The following is a 17,788-nucleotide window of genomic DNA, read 5'->3' as shown; positions in this document are numbered from 1 at the left end:
CATGGGCGCCGACGCCATCCTGAGCCTGGAAGCGCTGCGCCGGCTGGAGAAGGCGGCCGGCGAGCTGGAGCTGATGCGCCGCGCCGCGCTGGCCGTCGCCGACTGGGTCGCGCGCCACTGCCCGGCCGGCGCGCCGCTGCTGGTCTGCGCCGGCCCCGGCAACAACGGCGGCGACGCGCTGTACGCGGCACTGGAGTTGCAAGGCCGCGGCCATCCGGTGCGCGTGCTGCAGCCGGCGGCGCCTAACAGCGCCGAGTGCCGGGCGGCCCGCCGCCAGGCCGACGACGCCGGCCTCGTCGTGCTGGCCGAGCTGCCGGCCGACATGCCGCCGCCGGCGCTGTTGATCGACGGCCTGTTCGGCATCGGCCTGTCCCGGCCGCTGGACCCGGCCTGGCAGGATCTGATCGCCCGGCTGAACCGGCTGGACTGCGCCAGACTGGCGCTGGACTGCCCCAGCGGACTGGACGCCTATACCGGGCAGCCACTGGGCGCGGCGCTCCGCGCCGACCACACGCTGACCTTCCTCTGCCACAAGCCCGGCCTGTTCGGCGGCCCCGGCGCCGATCTCGCCGGCCGGGTGGAGCTGGCGACGCTGGACTGTCCCCCCGAACGCTATCCGGAAGCCCAGGGCGAGCTGAACCGCGCGTCGGCCGCCATGCTGGCCCGGCCGCGCGACAGCCACAAGGGCAGCTACGGCGCGGTGTCCATCATAGGCGGCGCCCCCGGCATGCTGGGCGCCGCGTTGCTGGCCGGCCGCAGCGCGCTGGCCGGCGGCGCCGGCAAGGTGTATCTGTGCCCGCTGGACGACAGGTTGCCGGTGGACCCCGCCGCCCCGGAGTTGATGATACGGCCGGCGGACCGGATCGCCGCCCTGCCCGCCGCCGACGTGCTGGCCATCGGCCCCGGACTCGGGCAACAGGAACTGGCCGAGCATCTGCTGAAGCAGGCGCTGCAGCAGGCCTGCCCTCTGGTGCTGGACGCCGACGCGCTGAACCTGATCGCCGCCAGCCGCGACCTGGCCGGCCTCGCCGCCGCGCGTCTGGCGCCGACCGTGCTGACGCCGCATCCGGCCGAGGCCGCCAGGCTGCTGCAGCTGGACACCGCCGCCGTCCAGGCCGACCGCGTGCAGCACGCCCGCCGGCTGGCCGTCCATTTCAACTGCGTCGTCGTGCTGAAGGGCGCCGGCAGCCTGATCGTCCGCCCCGACGGTTACTACCGGCTGAACACCAGCGGCGGGCCGGAACTGGCCGCCGCCGGCCAGGGCGACGTGCTGACCGGCCTGATCGCCGCCTTGCTGGCCCAGGGCCTGCCGGCCTTCGACGCCGCGTCGCTGGCGGTGCGGCTGCACGGCCTGGCCGGCGACGACTACCGGCGCGAAGCCGGCGGCCCGATCGGCCTGACCGCCTCCGCCACCGTCGAGCGGATCCGCTGCGCGCTGAATCGCCTGCTGACCGGAGACTGAGCTTTGCCGCTACCGGCGGTTTGTGGTTAACATCGACCGGCAAAGCCCATCACCCGGAGAGCCGTCTTGTCGTTCGCCCCCAACCAGAAAAAAGCCTACGCCTTCGGTCTCGGCGCCGTGCTGGCCTGGTCCACCGTCGCCAGCGCGTTCAAACTCAGCCTGCAGCATCTGAGTCCGATGCAGCTGGTGCTATACGCCAGCGCCGCCTCGCTGCTGGCCTTGCTGTCCATCCTCGCCTGGCAACGGCGGCTGCCCGAGCTGGCCGCCGCCTGCCGCCGCCACTGGAAAAGCTCGCTGCTGTTCGGCGCGGTCAACCCCTTCGTCTACTACCTGGTGCTGTTCCAGGCCTACTCGCTGCTGCCGGCCCAGGAAGCGCAGGCGATCAACTACACCTGGGCGCTGACGATGACGCTGCTGGCGGTGCCGCTGCTGAGGCAGAGGCTGCGCGCCCAGGACGCCGTCGCCGCGCTGGTCTGCTATCTGGGCGTACTGGTGATAGGCACCCGCGGCCAGTTGCTGGAACTGCACTTCTCCAACCGCCTGGGCGTGATGCTGGCGCTGGCCTCGACGCTGCTGTGGGCCGGCTACTGGATCTTCAACACCCGCGACTCGCGCGAGCCGGTATTGGGCCTGACTCTGAACTTCGCCTTCAGCCTGCCGCTGAGCCTGGCCTGGTGCGCCTGGCACGGCCAGCTGACGCCGCCGTCCTGGCAGGGGCTGGCCGGCGCCGCCTACGTCGGCGCGTTGGAGATGGGCTTCACCTTCGTGCTGTGGCTGTCGGCGATGAAGCTGACGCGCAACACCGCCAGCATCGCCAACCTGATCTTCCTGTCGCCGCTGGTCTCTCTGTTGCTGATCCACTTGATCGTCGGCGAGGCCATCCTGCCGTCGACGCTGCTGGGCCTGGCGCTGATCCTGGGCGGCCTGGCGGCGCAGAAACTGCCGCTGCGCCGGACTTCTGCGCAGCCGGCGGCCGATGGCTCGACCTGAGCGCGGCGGCACCGACACGGCATCCGCGCACACAGTGTTTGATCGGTCATGGCAATTCGCGTCCGATCTGCCTACGATTCACTCTGAGGGTACGAATTAAACAGGCGCCATGAAAAGCATCAAGACAAGGTTAATGTTATGGCTGATGGCATGGATCACCACCATTCTGGGCAGCACCGGGCTGTATTTCTATCTTCATGACTACGGCATAGACCAGAGCGACTTCCAGACCCAACGAGCCGCGGTGCAATCCAGACTATCGCTGTCGCTGCCACACGGCATCTGGCAACTGGACGACGAGAACGTCCGTCTGGCGCTGGACAGCGAGTTGAGCTGGCCGTCGGTGATCGCCATCAACGTCAAGGGGGAGAGCGGCCTCAATCTCGGCCGCACCCGCGATGGCAACGGCACGCTGCGCGACATGCTGCCGAACGAGCGTCCCAAGGTGGACGACATGATGAAGATTCCCATCGTCTACCAGGGCAAGGAACACCTGGGCACCGCCACCGTCTATCTGTCTCATGACGCGCTGCGCGCCCGCGAGGACCAGCACCTGATCACCATCATCGCCCAGATCGTGCTGCTGGACGGCATGATCTTCTTCATCATGTCCTTCAATCTGCAGCGCTTCATCTTCCAGCCGCTGGCCAAGCTGCAGCAGGCATTGAACACGGCGATACGCGCGCCCGACGCCACCGGCGCCCAGATCACCCATCTGGCCGACGACGAGATCGGCGGCATCGTCAACGGCTTCAACCGCATCGTCGCCCGCACCGCGGCCGACCTGGTGAAACGGACGGCGGCCGAGGCCATCGCCCGCGAAGAGAAGGAAAAGGCGCAGCAGGCTTACAGCCAGCTGATGGCGACGCAGGAAACGCTGGTGGAGGCGGAAAAGATGGCCTCGCTCGGCAGCCTGGTGGCCGGCGTCGCCCACGAGATCAACACCCCGGTCGGCATCACGCTGACCGCCGCCTCCCATCTGGGCACCGCCACCTCGCACATCACCGGCAAGCTGGACAGCGGCAATATCAAGAAGAGCGACTTCCAGAGCTATCTGGAGACCGCGCAGGAATGCTGCGAGCTGATCCTGGCCAACTCCGAGCGCGCCGCCAACCTGATCCACAGCTTCAAGCAGGTGGCGGTGGACCAGACCAGCGAGGCGCGACGCAGCTTCCATCTGCACGACTACCTGAACGAGGTGATCACCAGCTTGAAGCCGCGCTTCAAGCACACCAAGGTGGCGATAGACATCCAGTGCGAGGAAGACATTCTGCTGGACAGCTACCCCGGCGCGCTGGCCCAGGTGCTGACCAACCTGGTGGTCAACGCGCTGATACACGGCTATGAAAGCGGCGAGATTGCTGGCACCATCGTGATAGAAGCCCACCGCAACGATGCCCAGCACGTGTCGCTCAGCATCAGCGACAGCGGCAAGGGCATCGCGCCGGAAAACCTGGGACGGATCTTCGATCCCTTCTTCACCACCCGTCGCGGCAGCGGCGGCAGCGGCCTGGGCCTCAACATCGTCTACAACATCGTGCGGCAAAGGCTGGGCGGCAATATCGAGGCGCACAGCGAAGTGGGGCAAGGCACCCGTTTCAAGCTGGACATGCCCTGCGTCGCGCCCACCGTCCAGCATAAGGAGAACGTGGCATGAGCACCGAGACATTGCCTCCCGACGAGGACAACTGGCTGCTGGACGACGGCGACGCGGACGGCGAAGCAGCGCAGCGGCCTTCCGAGCTGCGCAAGCCGTGGAAGGTGCTGATCGTCGACGATGAAAAGGACGTGCACACCGCCACCCGCATCGCGCTGCGCGGCATCAGCTACAAGGAGCGTCCGCTGGAGCTGATCAGCGCCTATAGCGGCGCCGAGGCCTTCATCGAGCTGCAGCAGCATCCGGACATCGCGCTGATCATGCTGGACGTGGTGATGGAAAGCGAGGACGCCGGACTCAGGCTGGTGCACCGCATCCGCGGCGAGCTCGACAACGGCGTGGTGCGCATCGTGCTGCGCACCGGCCAGCCCGGCCAGGCGCCGGAGCAGGAAGTCATACTCAACTACGACATCAACGACTACAAGACCAAGACCGAGCTGACCACGCAGAAGCTGTTCACCACCACCATCGCGTCGCTGCGCGCCTACGAGAACCTGGTGTCGCTGGAAAAGAACCGCCAGGGCTTGGCCAAGATACTGGAGAGCGCGTCCGACCTGTACCAGCTGCACTCGCTGCGCGAATTCGCCTCCGGCGTGCTGCGCCAGATCAGCGCCCTGCTCGACATCGGCACCGACGGCATCCTGTGCGTGCGCAACGAGAACCACCACAGCGGCCGACCGGAACTGGAAATCCTCGCCGTGTCCGGCGCCTACGAATATCTGGCCGATGCCGGCGACCTGACCAACGAACCGCACCTGGCCGCGGTGTTCCAGCAGGTGTTCAAGGAAAAGCGCAGCATCTACCAGCATCCATACGACGTGCTGTACATCACCTCGCGCAACAAGCGCGAATTCGCCGTCCACTTCATGCCGCAGTGGCCGCTGGACGGCGTCGAGCGCGATCTGCTCGATGTGTTCTGTCAGCGGATTTCCGCCGCCTACGACAACCTCTATCTGTACAACCAGCTGCGCAGCGCGCAGGAGGCGACGGTGGTGGCGCTGGCCGACCTGGCCGAATTCCGCGACACCGACACCGGCGACCACGTGCTCAGAGTGCAGAAGCTGGCCGACGCCATCGCCGGCGAAATGGTCAATCAGGGCCATTATCCGGAGCTGATGAGCCGCGAGTTCATGGACATGGTCGGCATGGCCAGCATCCTGCACGATATCGGCAAGGTGGCCATCCCGGACAACATCCTGCTGAAACCGGGCAAGCTGGACCCGGAGGAGCGCACGGTGATGGAGCAGCATGCCGCCATCGGCTCGCAGATCCTCGACAAGTCGGCGAAGATGGTCGAGGGCACCAGCTATCTGTCGCTGGGTTCGGAAATCGCCGGCGGCCACCACGAGCACTTCGACGGCAACGGCTATCCGCGCAAGCTCAAGGGCCAGGACATCCCGCTGTCGGCGCGCATCGTCGCGGTGATAGACGTGTTCGACGCGCTGCTGAACAAGCGGCCGTACAAGGAGCCGTGGAGCATGGAGGACACGATGAAGTACATCAGCAGCCGCGCCGGCAGCCAGTTCGATCCGCTGGTGGTGCAGGCCTTGACCAAGCTGGTCGAGGAAGACCGACTGCCGGTGCAGTTCGGCGAGTGAGCGAGCCGCCAATCAAAAACGGCAGCCCGATGGCTGCCGTTTTTCATTGCGCTGTCAGGCGACGTAGTTCAGCACGCACAGATACTGGCAGATGCTGCCGCCGAGCACGAACAGATGCCAGATGCCGTGGCCGTGGCGTATCTTCTCGTCGTTCAGGAACCAGTAGATGCCTATGCTGTACAACAGCCCGCCCAGACCCAGCCAGAACAGGCCGCCCGGCTCCAGCGCCTCGACCAGCGGCTTGATCGCGATCAGCACCAGCCAGCCCATCACCACATACAGAATCATCGACAGCAGCCGGGTGCGCCGGCCCAGCGTCAGCTCCTGGACGATGCCGAACAGCGCCAGCCCCCAGCTGACGCCGAACAGCGTCCAACCCCAGACGCCGCGCAGCGTCACCAGCGCGAACGGCGTGTAGCTGCCGGCGATCAGCAGATAGATGGCCGAGTGGTCGCACTTCTGCAGCACCGCCTTGGCCTTGCCGCGGAAGCTGTGGTACAGCGTGGAAATCAGATAAAGCGTGACCAGCGTGCCGCCGTACAGGCTGAAGCTGACGATCTTCCATGGATCGCGCTGCATGGCCGCCTCGACCACCAGCACCACCAGCCCGGCTATCGCCAACAAGGTGCCGGCCAAATGGGAATAGCCGTTGAAACGTTCCCCGTGATACATATTGTTGTTCCCCGCCCGGCGTCGTCGCCAGCGTGTCTATACGAAAAAACCCGGGTCGGATCGACCCGCAGGTCTTTATTTTGCGCCCGTCGCCGGCTCAGGGCCAGCATTTTGCGCAAACAAAAAGCGGGCCGATGGCCCGCTTGCTGCAAAACCGCATCGCTGCGCTCAGGCGCCCAACGCCTTCAGCACCTCGTCGCGCACCGTTTCCACCGCGCGGGTGCCGTCTATCTTCACGTACTTCGGCGCCTTGGCGCTGCCGCTCTCGGCCAGCTTGCCGTAGAAGCCGACCAGCACCTCGGTCTGCTCGTGATAGACCGCCAGGCGTTTCTTCACGGTTTCTTCGCGGTCGTCGTCGCGCTGGACCAGCTCCTCGCCGGTGACGTCGTCCTTGCCGGCCGCTTTCGGCGGATTGAAGGCGATGTGGTAGGTGCGGCCGGAGGCCAGGTGCACGCGGCGGCCGGCCATCCGTTCGACGATGGCGGCGTCCGGCACGTCGATCTCGACCACGTAATCGATGTCGACGCCGGCGGCGATCATCGCCTCGGCCTGCGGAATCGTGCGCGGGAAACCGTCGAACAGGAAGCCGTTCTCACAGTCGGCCTCGGCGATGCGCTGCTTGACCAGGCCGATGATGATGTCGTCGCGGACCAGGCCGCCGGCATCCATGATGGCCTTGGCTTCCAGGCCCAGCGGCGTGCCGGCCTTGACCGCGGCGCGCAGCATGTCGCCGGTGGAAATCTGCGGAATGCCGAACTTCTCGCGGATGTAGTTGGCCTGGGTGCCCTTACCGGCGCCCGGAGCGCCCAACAGGATCAATCGCATTCGTGTGACTCCAGTCTGTTTGATTTATCGATTCTTCTGGAACGGCCCGCGCGAACGCTGCCGGCCCCTCATGCGGAAAACAGCCGGCGCACCCTGTCCAGGTCCGCCGGCGTGTCCACCCCGGCGGCAGGCGCCTCGTCCGCCAATGCCACCGCGATGCTGTAACCATGCCAGAGCACGCGCAATTGTTCCAGCGCCTCGTGCTGCTCCAGCGGACCCGGCTCGAGGCCGGCGTAGGCGGCCAGGAAGCCTGCCCGGTAACCGTACATGCCGATGTGGCGATAGACCGGCAGGCCGGCCGGCAGCACGGAGCGGTCGGCGGCGTAGGCGTCGCGGGCGTAGGGAATCGGCGCGCGGCTGAAATAGAGCGCGCGGCCGCGCTTGTCCAGCGCCACCTTGACCACATTCGGGTTGAAGTGGTCGGCCGCGTCGTGGATCGCGTGGGCCAGCGTCGCCACCGGCGCGTCGGTTTCGGCCAGCAGCGCGGCCAGCTTGTCTATCAGTTCCGGCGCGATCAGCGGCTCGTCGCCCTGGACGTTGACCACCAACGCGTCGGCGGGCAGGGCCAGCTTGGCGGCCACCTCGGCCAGCCGGTCGGTGCCGCTGGCGTGGTCTTCGCGCGTCGCCACGGCCTCGACGCCGTGCGCGGCGCAGGCCGCCAGCACATCGGCGTGATCGGTGGCGACGATGACGCGGGAGGCGCCGCTCTTCGCCGCCTGCTCGGCCACGCGCACCACCATCGGCTTGCCGGCGATGTCGGCCAGCGGCTTGCCCGGCAGCCGACTGGACGCCATCCGCGCCGGGATCACCGCGATGAAACCGCTCATTTGACTTCTTCTTCCGCGGCCAGCTCGCGCGCCTCGGCCTCCAGCATCATCGGGATGCCGTCCTTGATCGGAAAGGCCAGGCGGTCGCCCTTGCAAACCAGCTCGTCCTTGCTCTTGTCGAACAGCAGCGGCCCCTTGCACAGCGGGCACACCAGGATTTCCAGAAATTTAGCGTCCATGTTCCATCTTCAAGCGGGCTAGTATCCATTCGCACAGATCAGGCGCCAGCGTGGCCTGAACCGGCAAAACCCATAGTCTAGCACGCTGCGCCGCGTCATGAAGCGCGCGCGCGAGCTTGACCGCGTCCTTGCTGGTGACGATCACCGCGTCGGCGTCGGACGGGATGTCGGCGGGCGCGAAGGCATGATGATCGGGGAAGGACAGACGCCGGCCGACGGCGATGCCCTGCCCGGCCAAGGTGTCGAAGAAGCGCTGCGGATGACCGATGCCGGCCAGCGCCGCCACATTCAGGCCGGCGAATCCGGCCGCGTCCCGCGTGCGCGACGCGTCGTCCAGCGCCTGGCACGGCCCCGGCCGCAGTGTCATCGCGAAGCGCGGCAGCCCGGCCGGCAGGTCCAGCGCCGCGCCGTCGCCGTTGACCACCACCGCGTCGACCGCCGCCAGCCGCGACGGCGGCTCGCGCAGCGGACCGTTCGGCAACAGCCGCCCGTTGCCCAGGCCGCGCCGGCCGTCCAGCACCGCGATCTCCAGATCGCGCGCCAGCCGGTAGTGCTGCAGGCCGTCGTCGCTGAGGATCAGCCGCACATCGGGGTGCAGCGCCAGCAGATGGCGGCCGGCGGCGACGCGGTCCCGCCCCACCACCACCGGCGCGCCGGCGGCGGCCAACAGCAGCGGCTCGTCGCCGACCACGGCCGGATCGCCGTCCGGCTTCGCCTCGGTCGGTTCGCGCGCGCTGCCGCCGTAGCCGCGGCTGATCACGCCGACCTTGACGCCGCGGGCGGCGAATTCGCGCAGCAGGGTTTGGGTCAGCGGCGTCTTGCCGACGCCGCCGACATTGATGTTGCCTATCACCACCACCGGGACCGCGAGCTTCTCGCTCGTTTTCCAGCCGCGGCGAAACGCCAGCCGGCGCAAGGCCGCCAGCAGCGCAAAAAGCCCTTCCGGCGGCGCCAGAAGGGCTGTCAGCCAGCCTCGCGGCCGGTACCAGTGTCTTTCGATCAAGCTCATGCGGGGAAGTGGCGCTCCACTCAGGGTTTGGCGTATTGCGTGGCGAAAGTCAGCTGCGACAGGCCGGCCTCGCGCGCCGCCTCCATCACCGCGACCACCGACTGGTGGGTGGACTTGGCGTCGGCGTTGACCACCACCACCACGTCGCTCTTGCCGGCGGCGGCGGCCTTCAACCTAGGCAGCAGCTCGGCGCCGCCGGCCAGGCGGACGTCGTCGACCGCCATCGCGCCATCTGCCGCCACCGAGACCTTGATCTCGGTGGTCTTGTTCTTCTGCTGCTCGCCCTGGGCGGTCGGCAGATTGATCTTCAGTTCGGAAAAATGCGCGTAGCTGGTGGTGACCATCAGAAAGATCAGGATCACCAGCAGCACGTCGATCAACGGAATGAAGTTGATCTCCGGCTCTTCCCGGCCGCGGCCGCGACGAAAGTCCATGCTCAGCTCCCGTTCTTGCGCTCGCCGTGCGCCACTTCGACCAGCTTGACCGCCTGCGCCTCCATCTCCACCAGCAGACCGTCGACCTTGGAGCGGAAATAGCGATAGAACATCATGCTGGGAATGGCGACGATCAGGCCTAGGGCGGTATTGTACAGCGCGACCGAAATGCCGTGCGCCAGCTGCTGCGGATTGGCGCCGTTGGCGTTCTGCGAACCGAAGATCTCTATCATGCCGATCACCGTGCCCAGCAGGCCCAACAGCGGCGCCATCGCCGCGATGGTGCCCAGCGAGGTCAATAGCCGCTCCAGCTGGTGGGCGACCTGGCGGCCCTCGTCCTCGATCGACTCCTTCATCACCTCGCGGCTGCCGTGAACATTGCGCAGCCCGGCCGCGAACAGCCGGCCCAGCGGCGAATGGCCCTGCAGCCGCTGCAGCAGTTCGTCCTTGTCGCCGACCCGGCGGTATTCCTGCAGCGTCTGCGCCAGCAGGCCGGATGGCACCACCGCGCCGCGCCTGAGCGTGAACAGCCGCTCCAGGATGATGGCCAGCGATACCACGGAAGCCGCGATGATGGTCCAGATCGGCCAACCGGCCGCTTCAACGATAGCCCACACGAAGCATTCTCCGTAATCGATGCAAACGACAGACTTTATTACCTGGGCCGCGGCTAGACAAGCACCGACCGGCAAAAATCCGCCCGATTGCCACTTTTTTGGGCAAGGACTGTCGAAAGCCGCTGCCACCTGCGCCCACCGCAAGTTATCCACAAGGTTATTCCGCGATTGCTGTGGATAAATTCCGCCGTCCGGACAGCGGATCGCGCCGCCGGCATTGACATCGCTCAAAGCTTTGTCGACGATGCAGAAATCCAAACACTCGTTTGAATCAATACATGAACCTGCCCATCTGGCTGATCAAGCTGCTGTTCAATCTGTGGCCGCCCTTTCTCGGCGCCGGCATCCGCGTGCGCAAGCTGTCCGCCGACTTCCGCGAGGCCGAGGTGCGGCTGAAGCTGGGCTTCGGCAACCGCAACTACGTCGGCACCCATTTCGGCGGCAGCCTGTACGCGATGACCGACCCGTTCTACATGCTGATGGTGCTGCGCCAGCTGGGAAGCGACCACTACGTCTGGGACCAGGCCGGCCGCATCGAGTACCTGAAGCCCGGCCGCGGCACGGTGCGCGCGCATTTCCATCTGACGGACGAGATGCTGGACGACATCCGCGCCCGCACCGCCGGCGGCGAGAAATACCTGCCGGAGATGACGGTGGACATCGTCGACGACGCCGGCGAGCGGGTGGCCGTCGTGTACAAGACGCTGTATGTGCGGCGCAAGCCCGACAAGCGCTGAGAGCCTGTCCGCCGCCTGCCGCGCGTCGGCATCCCCATCCGGCGCGGGGAAGCGGGACCAATATGGAAAAAGCCGCGAAACGCGGCTTTTTCCAGATGGATCCCTAGGCGATCACTCGCCGAACCCGCAGAACACTTCGCGCATCATCCGCAGCACTTCCAGCGTGCGGATGTCCCCCACCCGGTAGTAGACACGGTTGGCATCCTTGCGCGTGCGCAAAACTCCCTTGTCCCGCATAATGGCGAGGTGCTGGGAGATATTGCTCTGGGAGGTGCCAACCTGCTCGACAATGTCTTGCACGCTCACCTCCCGGTCTTCCAGCACCGATATGATCTTCAGACGCAGCGGGTGCGACATGGCCTTCATCGCCCGCGAGGTCTGCTCGATCTGGTCGTCGTTGAACAGCAAAGCTTTTCTCCTAATGTAGCGTCATTTTATTGATTTGACTGCGGGACAATAGTATCGGCAAAATTCGATACTATCAAGGTTTTCTAATATTCTGAATGCGAATGCCATGAAATCAATCACCCCGGTGTTGCTATTAATCCTCGACGGCTTCGGCCACCGCATGGAAGGCGACGACAACGCCATCCTGCACGCCGACATGCCCAACTGGAACCGCCTGCGCCAGCAGTACGCCTACGGCACCATCAACGCGTCGGAAAACTTTGTCGGGCTGCCCTCCGGCCAGTTCGGCAACTCCGAGGTGGGCCACCTGAACATCGGGGCCGGCCGCATCGTGCAGCAGGACATCAGCCGCATAGATTGCGACATCGAGGACGGTCGCTTCGCATCGAATGACACACTGCAACAAGCCATGAGCAAAGCTCAAGGCTCGGCGCTGCACATCCTGGGCCTGCTATCCGACGGGGGTGTGCACAGCCACGAGAACCACATCCACGCGCTGATCCGCGCCGCCCAGGCCGCCGGCGTGGCCAGGATTTACGTTCACGCCTTCCTCGACGGCCGCGACACGCCGCCGCGCAGCGCCGAGACCTACCTGAAGCGGCTGGACGCGGTGCTGGCCGAATGCCCGAACGCCCGCCTGGTCTCCGTCACCGGCCGTTACTGGGCGATGGACCGCGACAAGCGCTGGGAGCGCGTGGAACCGGCCTACCGGCTGCTGGTCGACGGCGAAGGCCTGTTCCACGCCGAAACCGGTCTCGCGGCGCTGAAGGCGGCCTACGAGCGCGACGAGAACGACGAATTCGTCAAGGCCACCGGCATCGGCGCGCCGGTGAAGATGCAGGACGGCGACGCGCTGATCTTCATGAACTTCCGCGCCGACCGCGCCCGCCAGCTGACCACCGCGCTGACCGACCCGGCTTTCGACGGCTTCCCGGCCCGCCAGCCGAAATTCGGCTGCTACGCGACGCTGACCAGCTACGGCGAGGCTTATTCGGCGCTGCCGGTGGCCTACGCACCGCAGAAGATCAGCAACGGCATGGGCGAATACCTGTCATCGCTCGGCCTGAAGCAGCTCAGGATCGCCGAGACCGAGAAATACCCGCACGTCACCTATTTCTTCAACGGCGGCGAGGAACAGGTCTATCCGGGCGAGGACCGCATCCTGGTGCCGTCGCCGAAAGTGGCCACCTACGATCTGCAGCCGGAAATGAACGCCGGCGAAGTGACCGACAAGATCGTCGAGGCGATCGCGTCCGGCCAATACCAGGCCATCTTCTGCAACTACGCCAACGGCGACATGGTCGGCCACAGCGGCATCTTCGACGCCGCGGTCAAGGCGGTGGAGGCGCTGGACGGTTGCGTGGCGCGCTGCGTGGAAGCGATGCTGGCCGCCGGCGGCGAAGTGCTGATCACCGCCGACCACGGCAATTGCGAACAGATGTACGATGCCGCACACCACCAGCCGCACACGCAGCACACCACCAACCAGGTGCCCTTCCTGTACGTGGGCCGGCCGGCGAAAATCCGGGCCGGCGGCTCGCTGCGCGACATCTCGCCGTCGCTGCTGGCGATGATGGGGCTGGAACAACCGGCGGAGATGACCGGTCAATCGCTGATCGACCTCCAGTAAACCCGCATCGGCGGCGGCCCGCGCCCCGGCGCGGCCGCCGCCGTTTTGACCAGAGCAGAAGAAAACCAGCGAATGAAACGCTACCTCCTGATGGCCGTGCTGGCCAGCGCCGCCCAGGCCGCCAACACCAACTCCTCGTCCGCGCTGTCGACGGCCCCGCATCAGCAGGACCTGAAGAATGTGCGCAAGGAAATCGACAGCCTGAAGAAGGACCTGGCGCAAAAGCAGTCGGTGCAGAAAGAGGCGCAGTCCGCGATCCAGGAGTCGGAACACGCCCTCAGCCAGACCAAGCAGGCGCTGGCCACGCTGGAACAGCGGCAAAACCGTTCGGAACAGCAACTGGCCGAGCTGCGCGCCAAGATCGAACAGACCCGCCACACGCTGGCCGGCACCCGCCAGCGCGTCAGCCAGATGCTGTTGCGCCAGTACAAGAACGGCCAGCACGACGCGATGAAGCTGATGCTGAACGCCGACGACCCGAACCAGAACGCCCGCGACCTCGCCTACTACCAGCACATCGCCCGCGCCGAGCAGCAGCTGGTGCAGAAGCTGGTCGGCCAGCAACAGCAGTTGGAGGCGCTGTCGGCGCAGCTGGAACAGGAACTGGCGCGGCTGGACAGCCTGTCCGACCGCAAGTCGCAGGAAAAAAGCGAGCTGGAAAAGGACAAATCCCAGCAGCAGCAGCAATTGAGCCAGGTGTCCGGCGAGATCAAGCAGGGCCAGAGCAAGCTGACCCGGCTGCAGGAAGACGAGAAGCACCTGAGCAATGTGATCGCCCAGATCAACCGCGAAATCCAGCGCCGCCGCGCCGAAGCCGCGCGCAAGGCCGCCGAGGCCCGCAAGGCCAAGCTGGCCGCCGCCCGCGAAGCCGCGCGCAAGGAGAACGAGCGCCGCCGCAAGCTGGCCGAACAGGCGAAGAAACAGGGCAAGCCGGTGCCGGAAGAGGCGAAGAAGCCGGTCATCGTCAAGGAAGCGCCGGCCGAACAGGTCGACGACGTCGCCGACGGCAGCGCTTCCGGCCGCGCCTTCGCCAGCCTGCAGGGCAGGATGAAGCTGCCGGTGTCCGGCCAGATCGCCGGCTCCTACGGCAAGCCGCGCCGCGAAGGCACCACCTGGAAAGGCGTGTTCATCCGCGCTGCCGTCGGCCAGCCGGTGCGCAGCGTCGCCGACGGCACCGTCGTTTATGCCGATGAGTTGCGCGGATTCGGCAAGGCGGTGATCATTGACCACGGCGGCAACTACATGACGGTCTATACCGGCCTGTCCGCCATCGCCAAGTCGTCCGGCAGCGGCGTCAAAGCCGGTGACACACTTGGCAACACAGGAACACTGGACAACGGGGATGCCGGACTGTACTTTGAAATCCGGCATCTCGGTCGCCCCCTCAACCCGCAGGCCTGGACACGCTAAGGTGCCGGGTACGGAGAATCAGCACAGTATGAGCAGCCAAAGAATGAAGAAAATCGCCTGGTTGGTGGCCGGAGCCATGGCCGGCGGCGTACTGACACTCAGCATGCAGGCCCTGGCCGACAACGAGGCTTCGCCGCTGCCCTTGAACGAGCTGCGCACCTTCGCCGAGGTATTCAGCCTGATCAAGCAGAGCTACGTCGAACCGGTCGAGGACAAGAAGCTGATCGACGAAGCGATCAAGGGCATGCTGACCGGCCTCGATCCGCACTCCGATTACATGGACGCCGAGGAATTCAAAGAGCTGCGCGAAGGCACCCAGGGCGAATTCGGCGGCCTGGGCATCGAGATCGGCGCCGAGGACGGCCTGGTCAAGGTGGTATCGCCGATCGAGGACACCCCGGCGCAGAAGGCCGGCATCAAGAGCGGCGACCTGATCATCAAGATCGACGACACGCCGGTGCGCGGCCTGTCGCTGAACGACGCGGTCAAGAAGATGCGCGGCAAGCCGGGCAGCAAGGTCACGCTGACCGTGGCCCGCAAGAACGAGGCCAAGCCGCTGGTGTTCACGCTGGCGCGCGCCATCATCAAAACCAAGAGCGTCAAATACAAGATGCTGGAGTCCGGCTACGGCTATGTGCGCATCGCCCAGTTCCAGGAGCATACCGCCGAGGACCTGGCCGCCGGCCTGCAGAAGCTGTACAAGGACAACAAGCAGCCGCTGAAGGGCCTGGTGCTCGATCTGCGCGACGATCCGGGCGGCCTGCTGAACGGCGCCGTCGGCGTCGCCGCCGCCTTCCTGCCGAAGGACAAGCTGGTGGTCTACACCGAGGGCCGCACGCCGGACGCCAAGATGCGGCTGACCGCCACGCTGCAGAACTACGCCCGCCCGAACGGCTCCGATCCGCTGGCCAAGCTGCCGGCCGAGGCGCGCAACGTGCCGATGGCGGTGCTGGTCAACGGCGGCTCGGCCTCGGCGTCGGAAATCGTCGCCGGCGCGCTGCAGGACCAGAAGCGCGCGGTGCTGGTCGGCACCCAGACCTTCGGCAAGGGCTCGGTGCAGTCCATCCTGCCGCTGGGCAGCCAGGGCGGCATCAAGCTGACCACCGCCCGCTACTTCACCCCTAGCGGCCGCTCTATCCAGGCCAAGGGCATCACGCCGGACGTGGTGGTGGAGGACGCGACGCTGACTGCCGCCGACCAGGCGCTGCGCATCCGCGAAGCCGACCTGGAAAACCATCTGGCCAATCCGAACGGCGACGACAAGCCGACCGCCAAGCCGGAAGCCCGGCCGGCGCCCAAGCTGATCGCGCCGCCGCAGGAGAAGGGCAAGGAGCCGGCCGGCGCCGACGAGACCGGTTTCGGTCCGCGCGATCCGAACCCGAAGAACGACTATCAGCTGTCGCAGGCGCTGAACGTGCTGAAAGTGCAGCAGATCCTGCAAAAGCGCGCCAACTGAGGCCGCTCTTTGCCGACCAAGCCGTCCGCCGCCGCGGGCGGCTTTTTTCATCGCCGCGCCCCTAGCCCGCTCGTAACGTTCCGAAACACACGGCGCCGGCAATCCTGATATGCTTTTCGGCTGTCGCAACCCGTCCGGCCCGGAGTCCGCCGCCATGCTCACACGCGAGTTCGTCCTCACCTTCCGCGAAGCCGCGCCCTATATCAACGCCTACCGTGGCAAGACCTTCGTGCTGGCCATGGGCGGCGAAAGCCTGCTCGACGGCGATTTCTCCAGCATGGCCCAGGACATCAACCTGTTGGTCAGCCTCGGCGTGCGCATCGTGCTGGTCCACGGCATCCGGCCGCAGATCGAGACGCTGCTGCAACGCCAGGGCATCCCCCCGCAGTTCCACCTGGGCCGCCGCGTCACCGACGCCCAGACGATGGACATCGTCAAGCAGGCGGCCGGCGCCACCCGCCACGATGTCGAGGCCAGGCTGTCGATGGGCATGCCGCACTCGCCTATGCACGGCTCCCATCTGAGGGTGGCCGGCGGCAACTTCGTCACCGCGCAACCGCTGGGCGTGCTGGACGGCATGGACATGCAGTACACCGGCCAGGTGCGGCGCGTCGACGCCGCCGCGATCCGCCAGCGCCTGGACGCCGGCGAGCTGGTGCTGCTGACTCCGGTGGGCTATTCGCTGACCGGCGAGAGCTTCAATCTGACGATGGAGGAGCTGGCCGCCCACGCCGCCATCGCGCTGAAGGCCGAGAAGCTGATCTATGTCGTCGAGGGCCGCGGCGTCGTCGAGCACGACGGCGAGCTGATCAGCTCGCTGACCGCCCACCAGGCCGAGGCGATGCTGCAATCGGGCAGCCTGCCCGAGGACGTGGCCGCCTATCTGCCCTACTGCATACGCGCGACCCGCGACGGCATCCCGCGCGCCCACTTGATCAGCCGCCACCAGGACGGCGCGCTGCTGCTGGAGCACTTCACCCGCGGCGGCAACGGCACCATGATCGCCCGCGAGCCGCTGGTCCGGGTGCGCAACGCCAGCATAGACGACGTCGGCGACATCCTGGCGCTGATCCGTCCGCTGGAAGAGCAAGGCATCCTGGTGCGGCGCAGCCGCGAGCGGCTGGAAGTGGAAATCGGCGAATACTCGGTGCTGGAGCACGACGGCAAGATCTACGGCTGCGTGGCGATGCACCCGTTCGCCGAGGCGGAAACCGCCGAACTGGCCTGCCTGGCGGTGTCGCCGGACAAGCGCGACGGCGGTTTCGGCGAAATGCTGCTCAGGCACGTCGAATACCAGGCGCGCACCCGCGGCCTGCTGTCGCTGTTCGTGCTGACCACCCAGACCTCGCACTGGTTCGTCGAGCGCGGCTTCGCCGAGGCCGACAAGAGCTCGCTGCCGCTGGCGCGTCAGCAGTTTTACAATTACCAACGCCGATCCAAGGTCTTCGTAAAGAAGCTGTAACAAATAGTGGCGATGATGCCGCCACGGTTGGAACGGCGCGGCCGCTGTGACACAATAGCCGCATTCCAATACAAGCATTCAAGCAAGGATTCAAGCGATGAGCCGAACCGTCAACTGTATCAAGCTCGGCCGCGAAGCCGAAGGCCTGGACTTCCCGCCGCTGCCGGGCGAGCTGGGCAAGCGCGTCTACGAAAGCGTATCCAAGGAAGCCTGGCAAGGCTGGCTGCGCTACCAGACCATGCTGATCAACGAAAACCGCCTGAGCCTGGCCGACGCCCGCGCGCGCCAGTATCTGGCCGCCCAGCTCGACGCCTACTTCTTCGGCCAGGGCGCCGACGCGCCGGCGGGTTACACGCCGCCGCAGAACTAAGCCGTAGCCAAGCCCTCCAAGCGAGGGCTTTATTGTTTCCGATCA

General features: G+C 66.3%; 18 protein-coding genes. 10 read left to right on the top strand and 8 right to left on the bottom strand.

The genetic code is table 11. The features are described from left to right. Position 1: 1 nt before the first annotated feature. The 4 genes from CXB49_RS04885 to CXB49_RS04870 all read left to right on the top strand — a co-directional run bounded on the left by CXB49_RS04885 (position 2) and on the right by CXB49_RS04870 (position 5,707). Positions 2-1,462: an NAD(P)H-hydrate dehydratase gene (locus CXB49_RS04885; RefSeq protein WP_101707357.1), complete on the top strand. Its 1,461-nt coding sequence runs from the start codon at positions 2-4 to the stop codon at positions 1,460-1,462. 66 nt (positions 1,463-1,528) lie between these two features. Next, positions 1,529-2,452 carry a DMT family transporter gene (locus CXB49_RS04880; protein WP_101707356.1) on the top strand — a complete coding sequence of 308 codons (924 nt, stop codon included), beginning with the start codon at positions 1,529-1,531 and terminating at the stop codon, positions 2,450-2,452. A gap of 145 nt (positions 2,453-2,597) precedes the next feature. After that, complete coding sequence (locus CXB49_RS04875) at positions 2,598-4,109, top strand: sensor histidine kinase (RefSeq protein WP_158300616.1); 1,512 nt, start codon at positions 2,598-2,600, stop codon at positions 4,107-4,109. Next, complete coding sequence (locus CXB49_RS04870) at positions 4,106-5,707, top strand: DUF3369 domain-containing protein (RefSeq protein ID WP_101707353.1); 1,602 nt, start codon at positions 4,106-4,108, stop codon at positions 5,705-5,707. The genes CXB49_RS04875 and CXB49_RS04870 overlap by 4 nt, the downstream gene beginning before the upstream one ends. A gap of 54 nt (positions 5,708-5,761) precedes the next feature. On the opposite strand, the gene CXB49_RS04865 is transcribed toward CXB49_RS04870, so the two are convergent. From CXB49_RS04865 to CXB49_RS04835, 7 genes are all read right to left on the bottom strand, one after another. Continuing rightward, the gene (locus tag CXB49_RS04865; protein WP_101707352.1) at positions 5,762-6,379 is read right to left on the bottom strand and encodes a hemolysin III family protein; all 618 of its coding nucleotides are present in this window, start codon (positions 6,377-6,379) and stop codon (positions 5,762-5,764) included. 168 nt (positions 6,380-6,547) lie between these two features. After that, positions 6,548-7,204 carry an adenylate kinase gene (gene adk, locus CXB49_RS04860; RefSeq protein WP_101707351.1) on the bottom strand — a complete coding sequence of 219 codons (657 nt, stop codon included), beginning with the start codon at positions 7,202-7,204 and terminating at the stop codon, positions 6,548-6,550. 68 nt (positions 7,205-7,272) lie between these two features. Continuing rightward, positions 7,273-8,031, bottom strand: a complete 759-nt coding sequence (gene kdsB / locus CXB49_RS04855) for a 3-deoxy-manno-octulosonate cytidylyltransferase (RefSeq protein ID WP_101707349.1) — start codon at positions 8,029-8,031, stop codon at positions 7,273-7,275. Then, positions 8,028-8,210 (bottom strand): Trm112 family protein, encoded by a 183-nt coding sequence (locus CXB49_RS04850; protein WP_101707348.1) that lies wholly within the window; start codon positions 8,208-8,210, stop codon positions 8,028-8,030. The genes kdsB and CXB49_RS04850 overlap by 4 nt, the downstream gene beginning before the upstream one ends. Beyond that, the gene (gene lpxK / locus CXB49_RS04845; protein WP_101707347.1) at positions 8,200-9,219 is read right to left on the bottom strand and encodes a tetraacyldisaccharide 4'-kinase; all 1,020 of its coding nucleotides are present in this window, start codon (positions 9,217-9,219) and stop codon (positions 8,200-8,202) included. The genes CXB49_RS04850 and lpxK overlap by 11 nt, the downstream gene beginning before the upstream one ends. 20 nt (positions 9,220-9,239) lie before the next feature. Next, positions 9,240-9,653: a biopolymer transporter ExbD gene (locus tag CXB49_RS04840; protein ID WP_101707346.1), complete on the bottom strand. Its 414-nt coding sequence runs from the start codon at positions 9,651-9,653 to the stop codon at positions 9,240-9,242. A gap of 2 nt (positions 9,654-9,655) precedes the next feature. Continuing rightward, the gene (locus tag CXB49_RS04835; protein ID WP_101707344.1) at positions 9,656-10,270 is read right to left on the bottom strand and encodes a MotA/TolQ/ExbB proton channel family protein; all 615 of its coding nucleotides are present in this window, start codon (positions 10,268-10,270) and stop codon (positions 9,656-9,658) included. A gap of 278 nt (positions 10,271-10,548) precedes the next feature. Here CXB49_RS04835 and CXB49_RS04830 point away from each other — a divergent pair, with 278 nt between their 5' ends. Continuing rightward, on the top strand, positions 10,549-11,007 hold the full coding sequence (locus CXB49_RS04830) for a DUF4442 domain-containing protein (protein WP_101707342.1): 459 nt from the start codon (positions 10,549-10,551) through the stop codon (positions 11,005-11,007). A 111-nt stretch (positions 11,008-11,118) separates the two neighbouring features. Here the strand turns inward: CXB49_RS04830 and CXB49_RS04825 are convergent, their stop codons facing one another. Beyond that, on the bottom strand, positions 11,119-11,415 hold the full coding sequence (locus CXB49_RS04825; RefSeq protein ID WP_043574449.1) for a helix-turn-helix transcriptional regulator: 297 nt from the start codon (positions 11,413-11,415) through the stop codon (positions 11,119-11,121). Between the two features lie 106 nt (positions 11,416-11,521). Between CXB49_RS04825 and gpmI the strand changes: the two genes are divergently transcribed. The 5 genes from gpmI to CXB49_RS04800 all read left to right on the top strand — a co-directional run bounded on the left by gpmI (position 11,522) and on the right by CXB49_RS04800 (position 17,743). After that, positions 11,522-13,045, top strand: coding sequence for a 2,3-bisphosphoglycerate-independent phosphoglycerate mutase (gpmI, locus tag CXB49_RS04820; protein ID WP_101707341.1), 1,524 nt, complete (start codon positions 11,522-11,524; stop codon positions 13,043-13,045). Positions 13,046-13,117: 72 nt separating this feature from the next. Next, on the top strand, positions 13,118-14,455 hold the full coding sequence (locus CXB49_RS04815; protein WP_101707340.1) for a murein hydrolase activator EnvC: 1,338 nt from the start codon (positions 13,118-13,120) through the stop codon (positions 14,453-14,455). 43 nt (positions 14,456-14,498) lie between these two features. Then, complete coding sequence (locus tag CXB49_RS04810) at positions 14,499-15,911, top strand: S41 family peptidase (RefSeq protein WP_101707339.1); 1,413 nt, start codon at positions 14,499-14,501, stop codon at positions 15,909-15,911. 154 nt (positions 15,912-16,065) lie between these two features. Then, positions 16,066-17,373, top strand: a complete 1,308-nt coding sequence (gene argA, locus CXB49_RS04805) for an amino-acid N-acetyltransferase (protein ID WP_101710607.1) — start codon at positions 16,066-16,068, stop codon at positions 17,371-17,373. Between the two features lie 97 nt (positions 17,374-17,470). After that, the gene (locus CXB49_RS04800; RefSeq protein WP_101707338.1) at positions 17,471-17,743 is read left to right on the top strand and encodes an oxidative damage protection protein; all 273 of its coding nucleotides are present in this window, start codon (positions 17,471-17,473) and stop codon (positions 17,741-17,743) included. Positions 17,744-17,788: the final 45 nt, after the last annotated feature.

This window comes from Chromobacterium sp. ATCC 53434 (assembly GCF_002848345.1).
Taxonomy (GTDB): domain Bacteria; phylum Pseudomonadota; class Gammaproteobacteria; order Burkholderiales; family Chromobacteriaceae; genus Chromobacterium.
Note: the sequence above shows the minus strand (reverse complement) of the source record. Positions and strands in the feature narration are given on the sequence as shown.

Excerpts from the sequence above, each read along its gene's own strand:
- CXB49_RS04810 (WP_101707339.1), top strand. The coding sequence starts at position 14,499 with ATGAAGAAAATCGCCTGGTTGGTGGCCGGAGCCATGGCCGGCGGCGTA.
- lpxK (WP_101707347.1), bottom strand. The coding sequence starts at position 9,219 with ATGAGCTTGATCGAAAGACACTGGTACCGGCCGCGAGGCTGGCTGACA.
- CXB49_RS04830 (WP_101707342.1), top strand. The coding sequence starts at position 10,549 with ATGAACCTGCCCATCTGGCTGATCAAGCTGCTGTTCAATCTGTGGCCG.
- kdsB (WP_101707349.1), bottom strand. The coding sequence starts at position 8,031 with ATGAGCGGTTTCATCGCGGTGATCCCGGCGCGGATGGCGTCCAGTCGG.
- CXB49_RS04865 (WP_101707352.1), bottom strand. The coding sequence starts at position 6,379 with ATGTATCACGGGGAACGTTTCAACGGCTATTCCCATTTGGCCGGCACC.
- gpmI (WP_101707341.1), top strand. The coding sequence starts at position 11,522 with ATGAAATCAATCACCCCGGTGTTGCTATTAATCCTCGACGGCTTCGGC.
- CXB49_RS04850 (WP_101707348.1), bottom strand. The coding sequence starts at position 8,210 with ATGGACGCTAAATTTCTGGAAATCCTGGTGTGCCCGCTGTGCAAGGGG.
- CXB49_RS04815 (WP_101707340.1), top strand. The coding sequence starts at position 13,118 with ATGAAACGCTACCTCCTGATGGCCGTGCTGGCCAGCGCCGCCCAGGCC.
- CXB49_RS04870 (WP_101707353.1), top strand. The coding sequence starts at position 4,106 with ATGAGCACCGAGACATTGCCTCCCGACGAGGACAACTGGCTGCTGGAC.
- CXB49_RS04800 (WP_101707338.1), top strand. The coding sequence starts at position 17,471 with ATGAGCCGAACCGTCAACTGTATCAAGCTCGGCCGCGAAGCCGAAGGC.
- CXB49_RS04875 (WP_158300616.1), top strand. The coding sequence starts at position 2,598 with ATGGCATGGATCACCACCATTCTGGGCAGCACCGGGCTGTATTTCTAT.
- CXB49_RS04885 (WP_101707357.1), top strand. The coding sequence starts at position 2 with ATGGGCGCCGACGCCATCCTGAGCCTGGAAGCGCTGCGCCGGCTGGAG.
- argA (WP_101710607.1), top strand. The coding sequence starts at position 16,066 with ATGCTCACACGCGAGTTCGTCCTCACCTTCCGCGAAGCCGCGCCCTAT.
- adk (WP_101707351.1), bottom strand. The coding sequence starts at position 7,204 with ATGCGATTGATCCTGTTGGGCGCTCCGGGCGCCGGTAAGGGCACCCAG.
- CXB49_RS04840 (WP_101707346.1), bottom strand. The coding sequence starts at position 9,653 with ATGGACTTTCGTCGCGGCCGCGGCCGGGAAGAGCCGGAGATCAACTTC.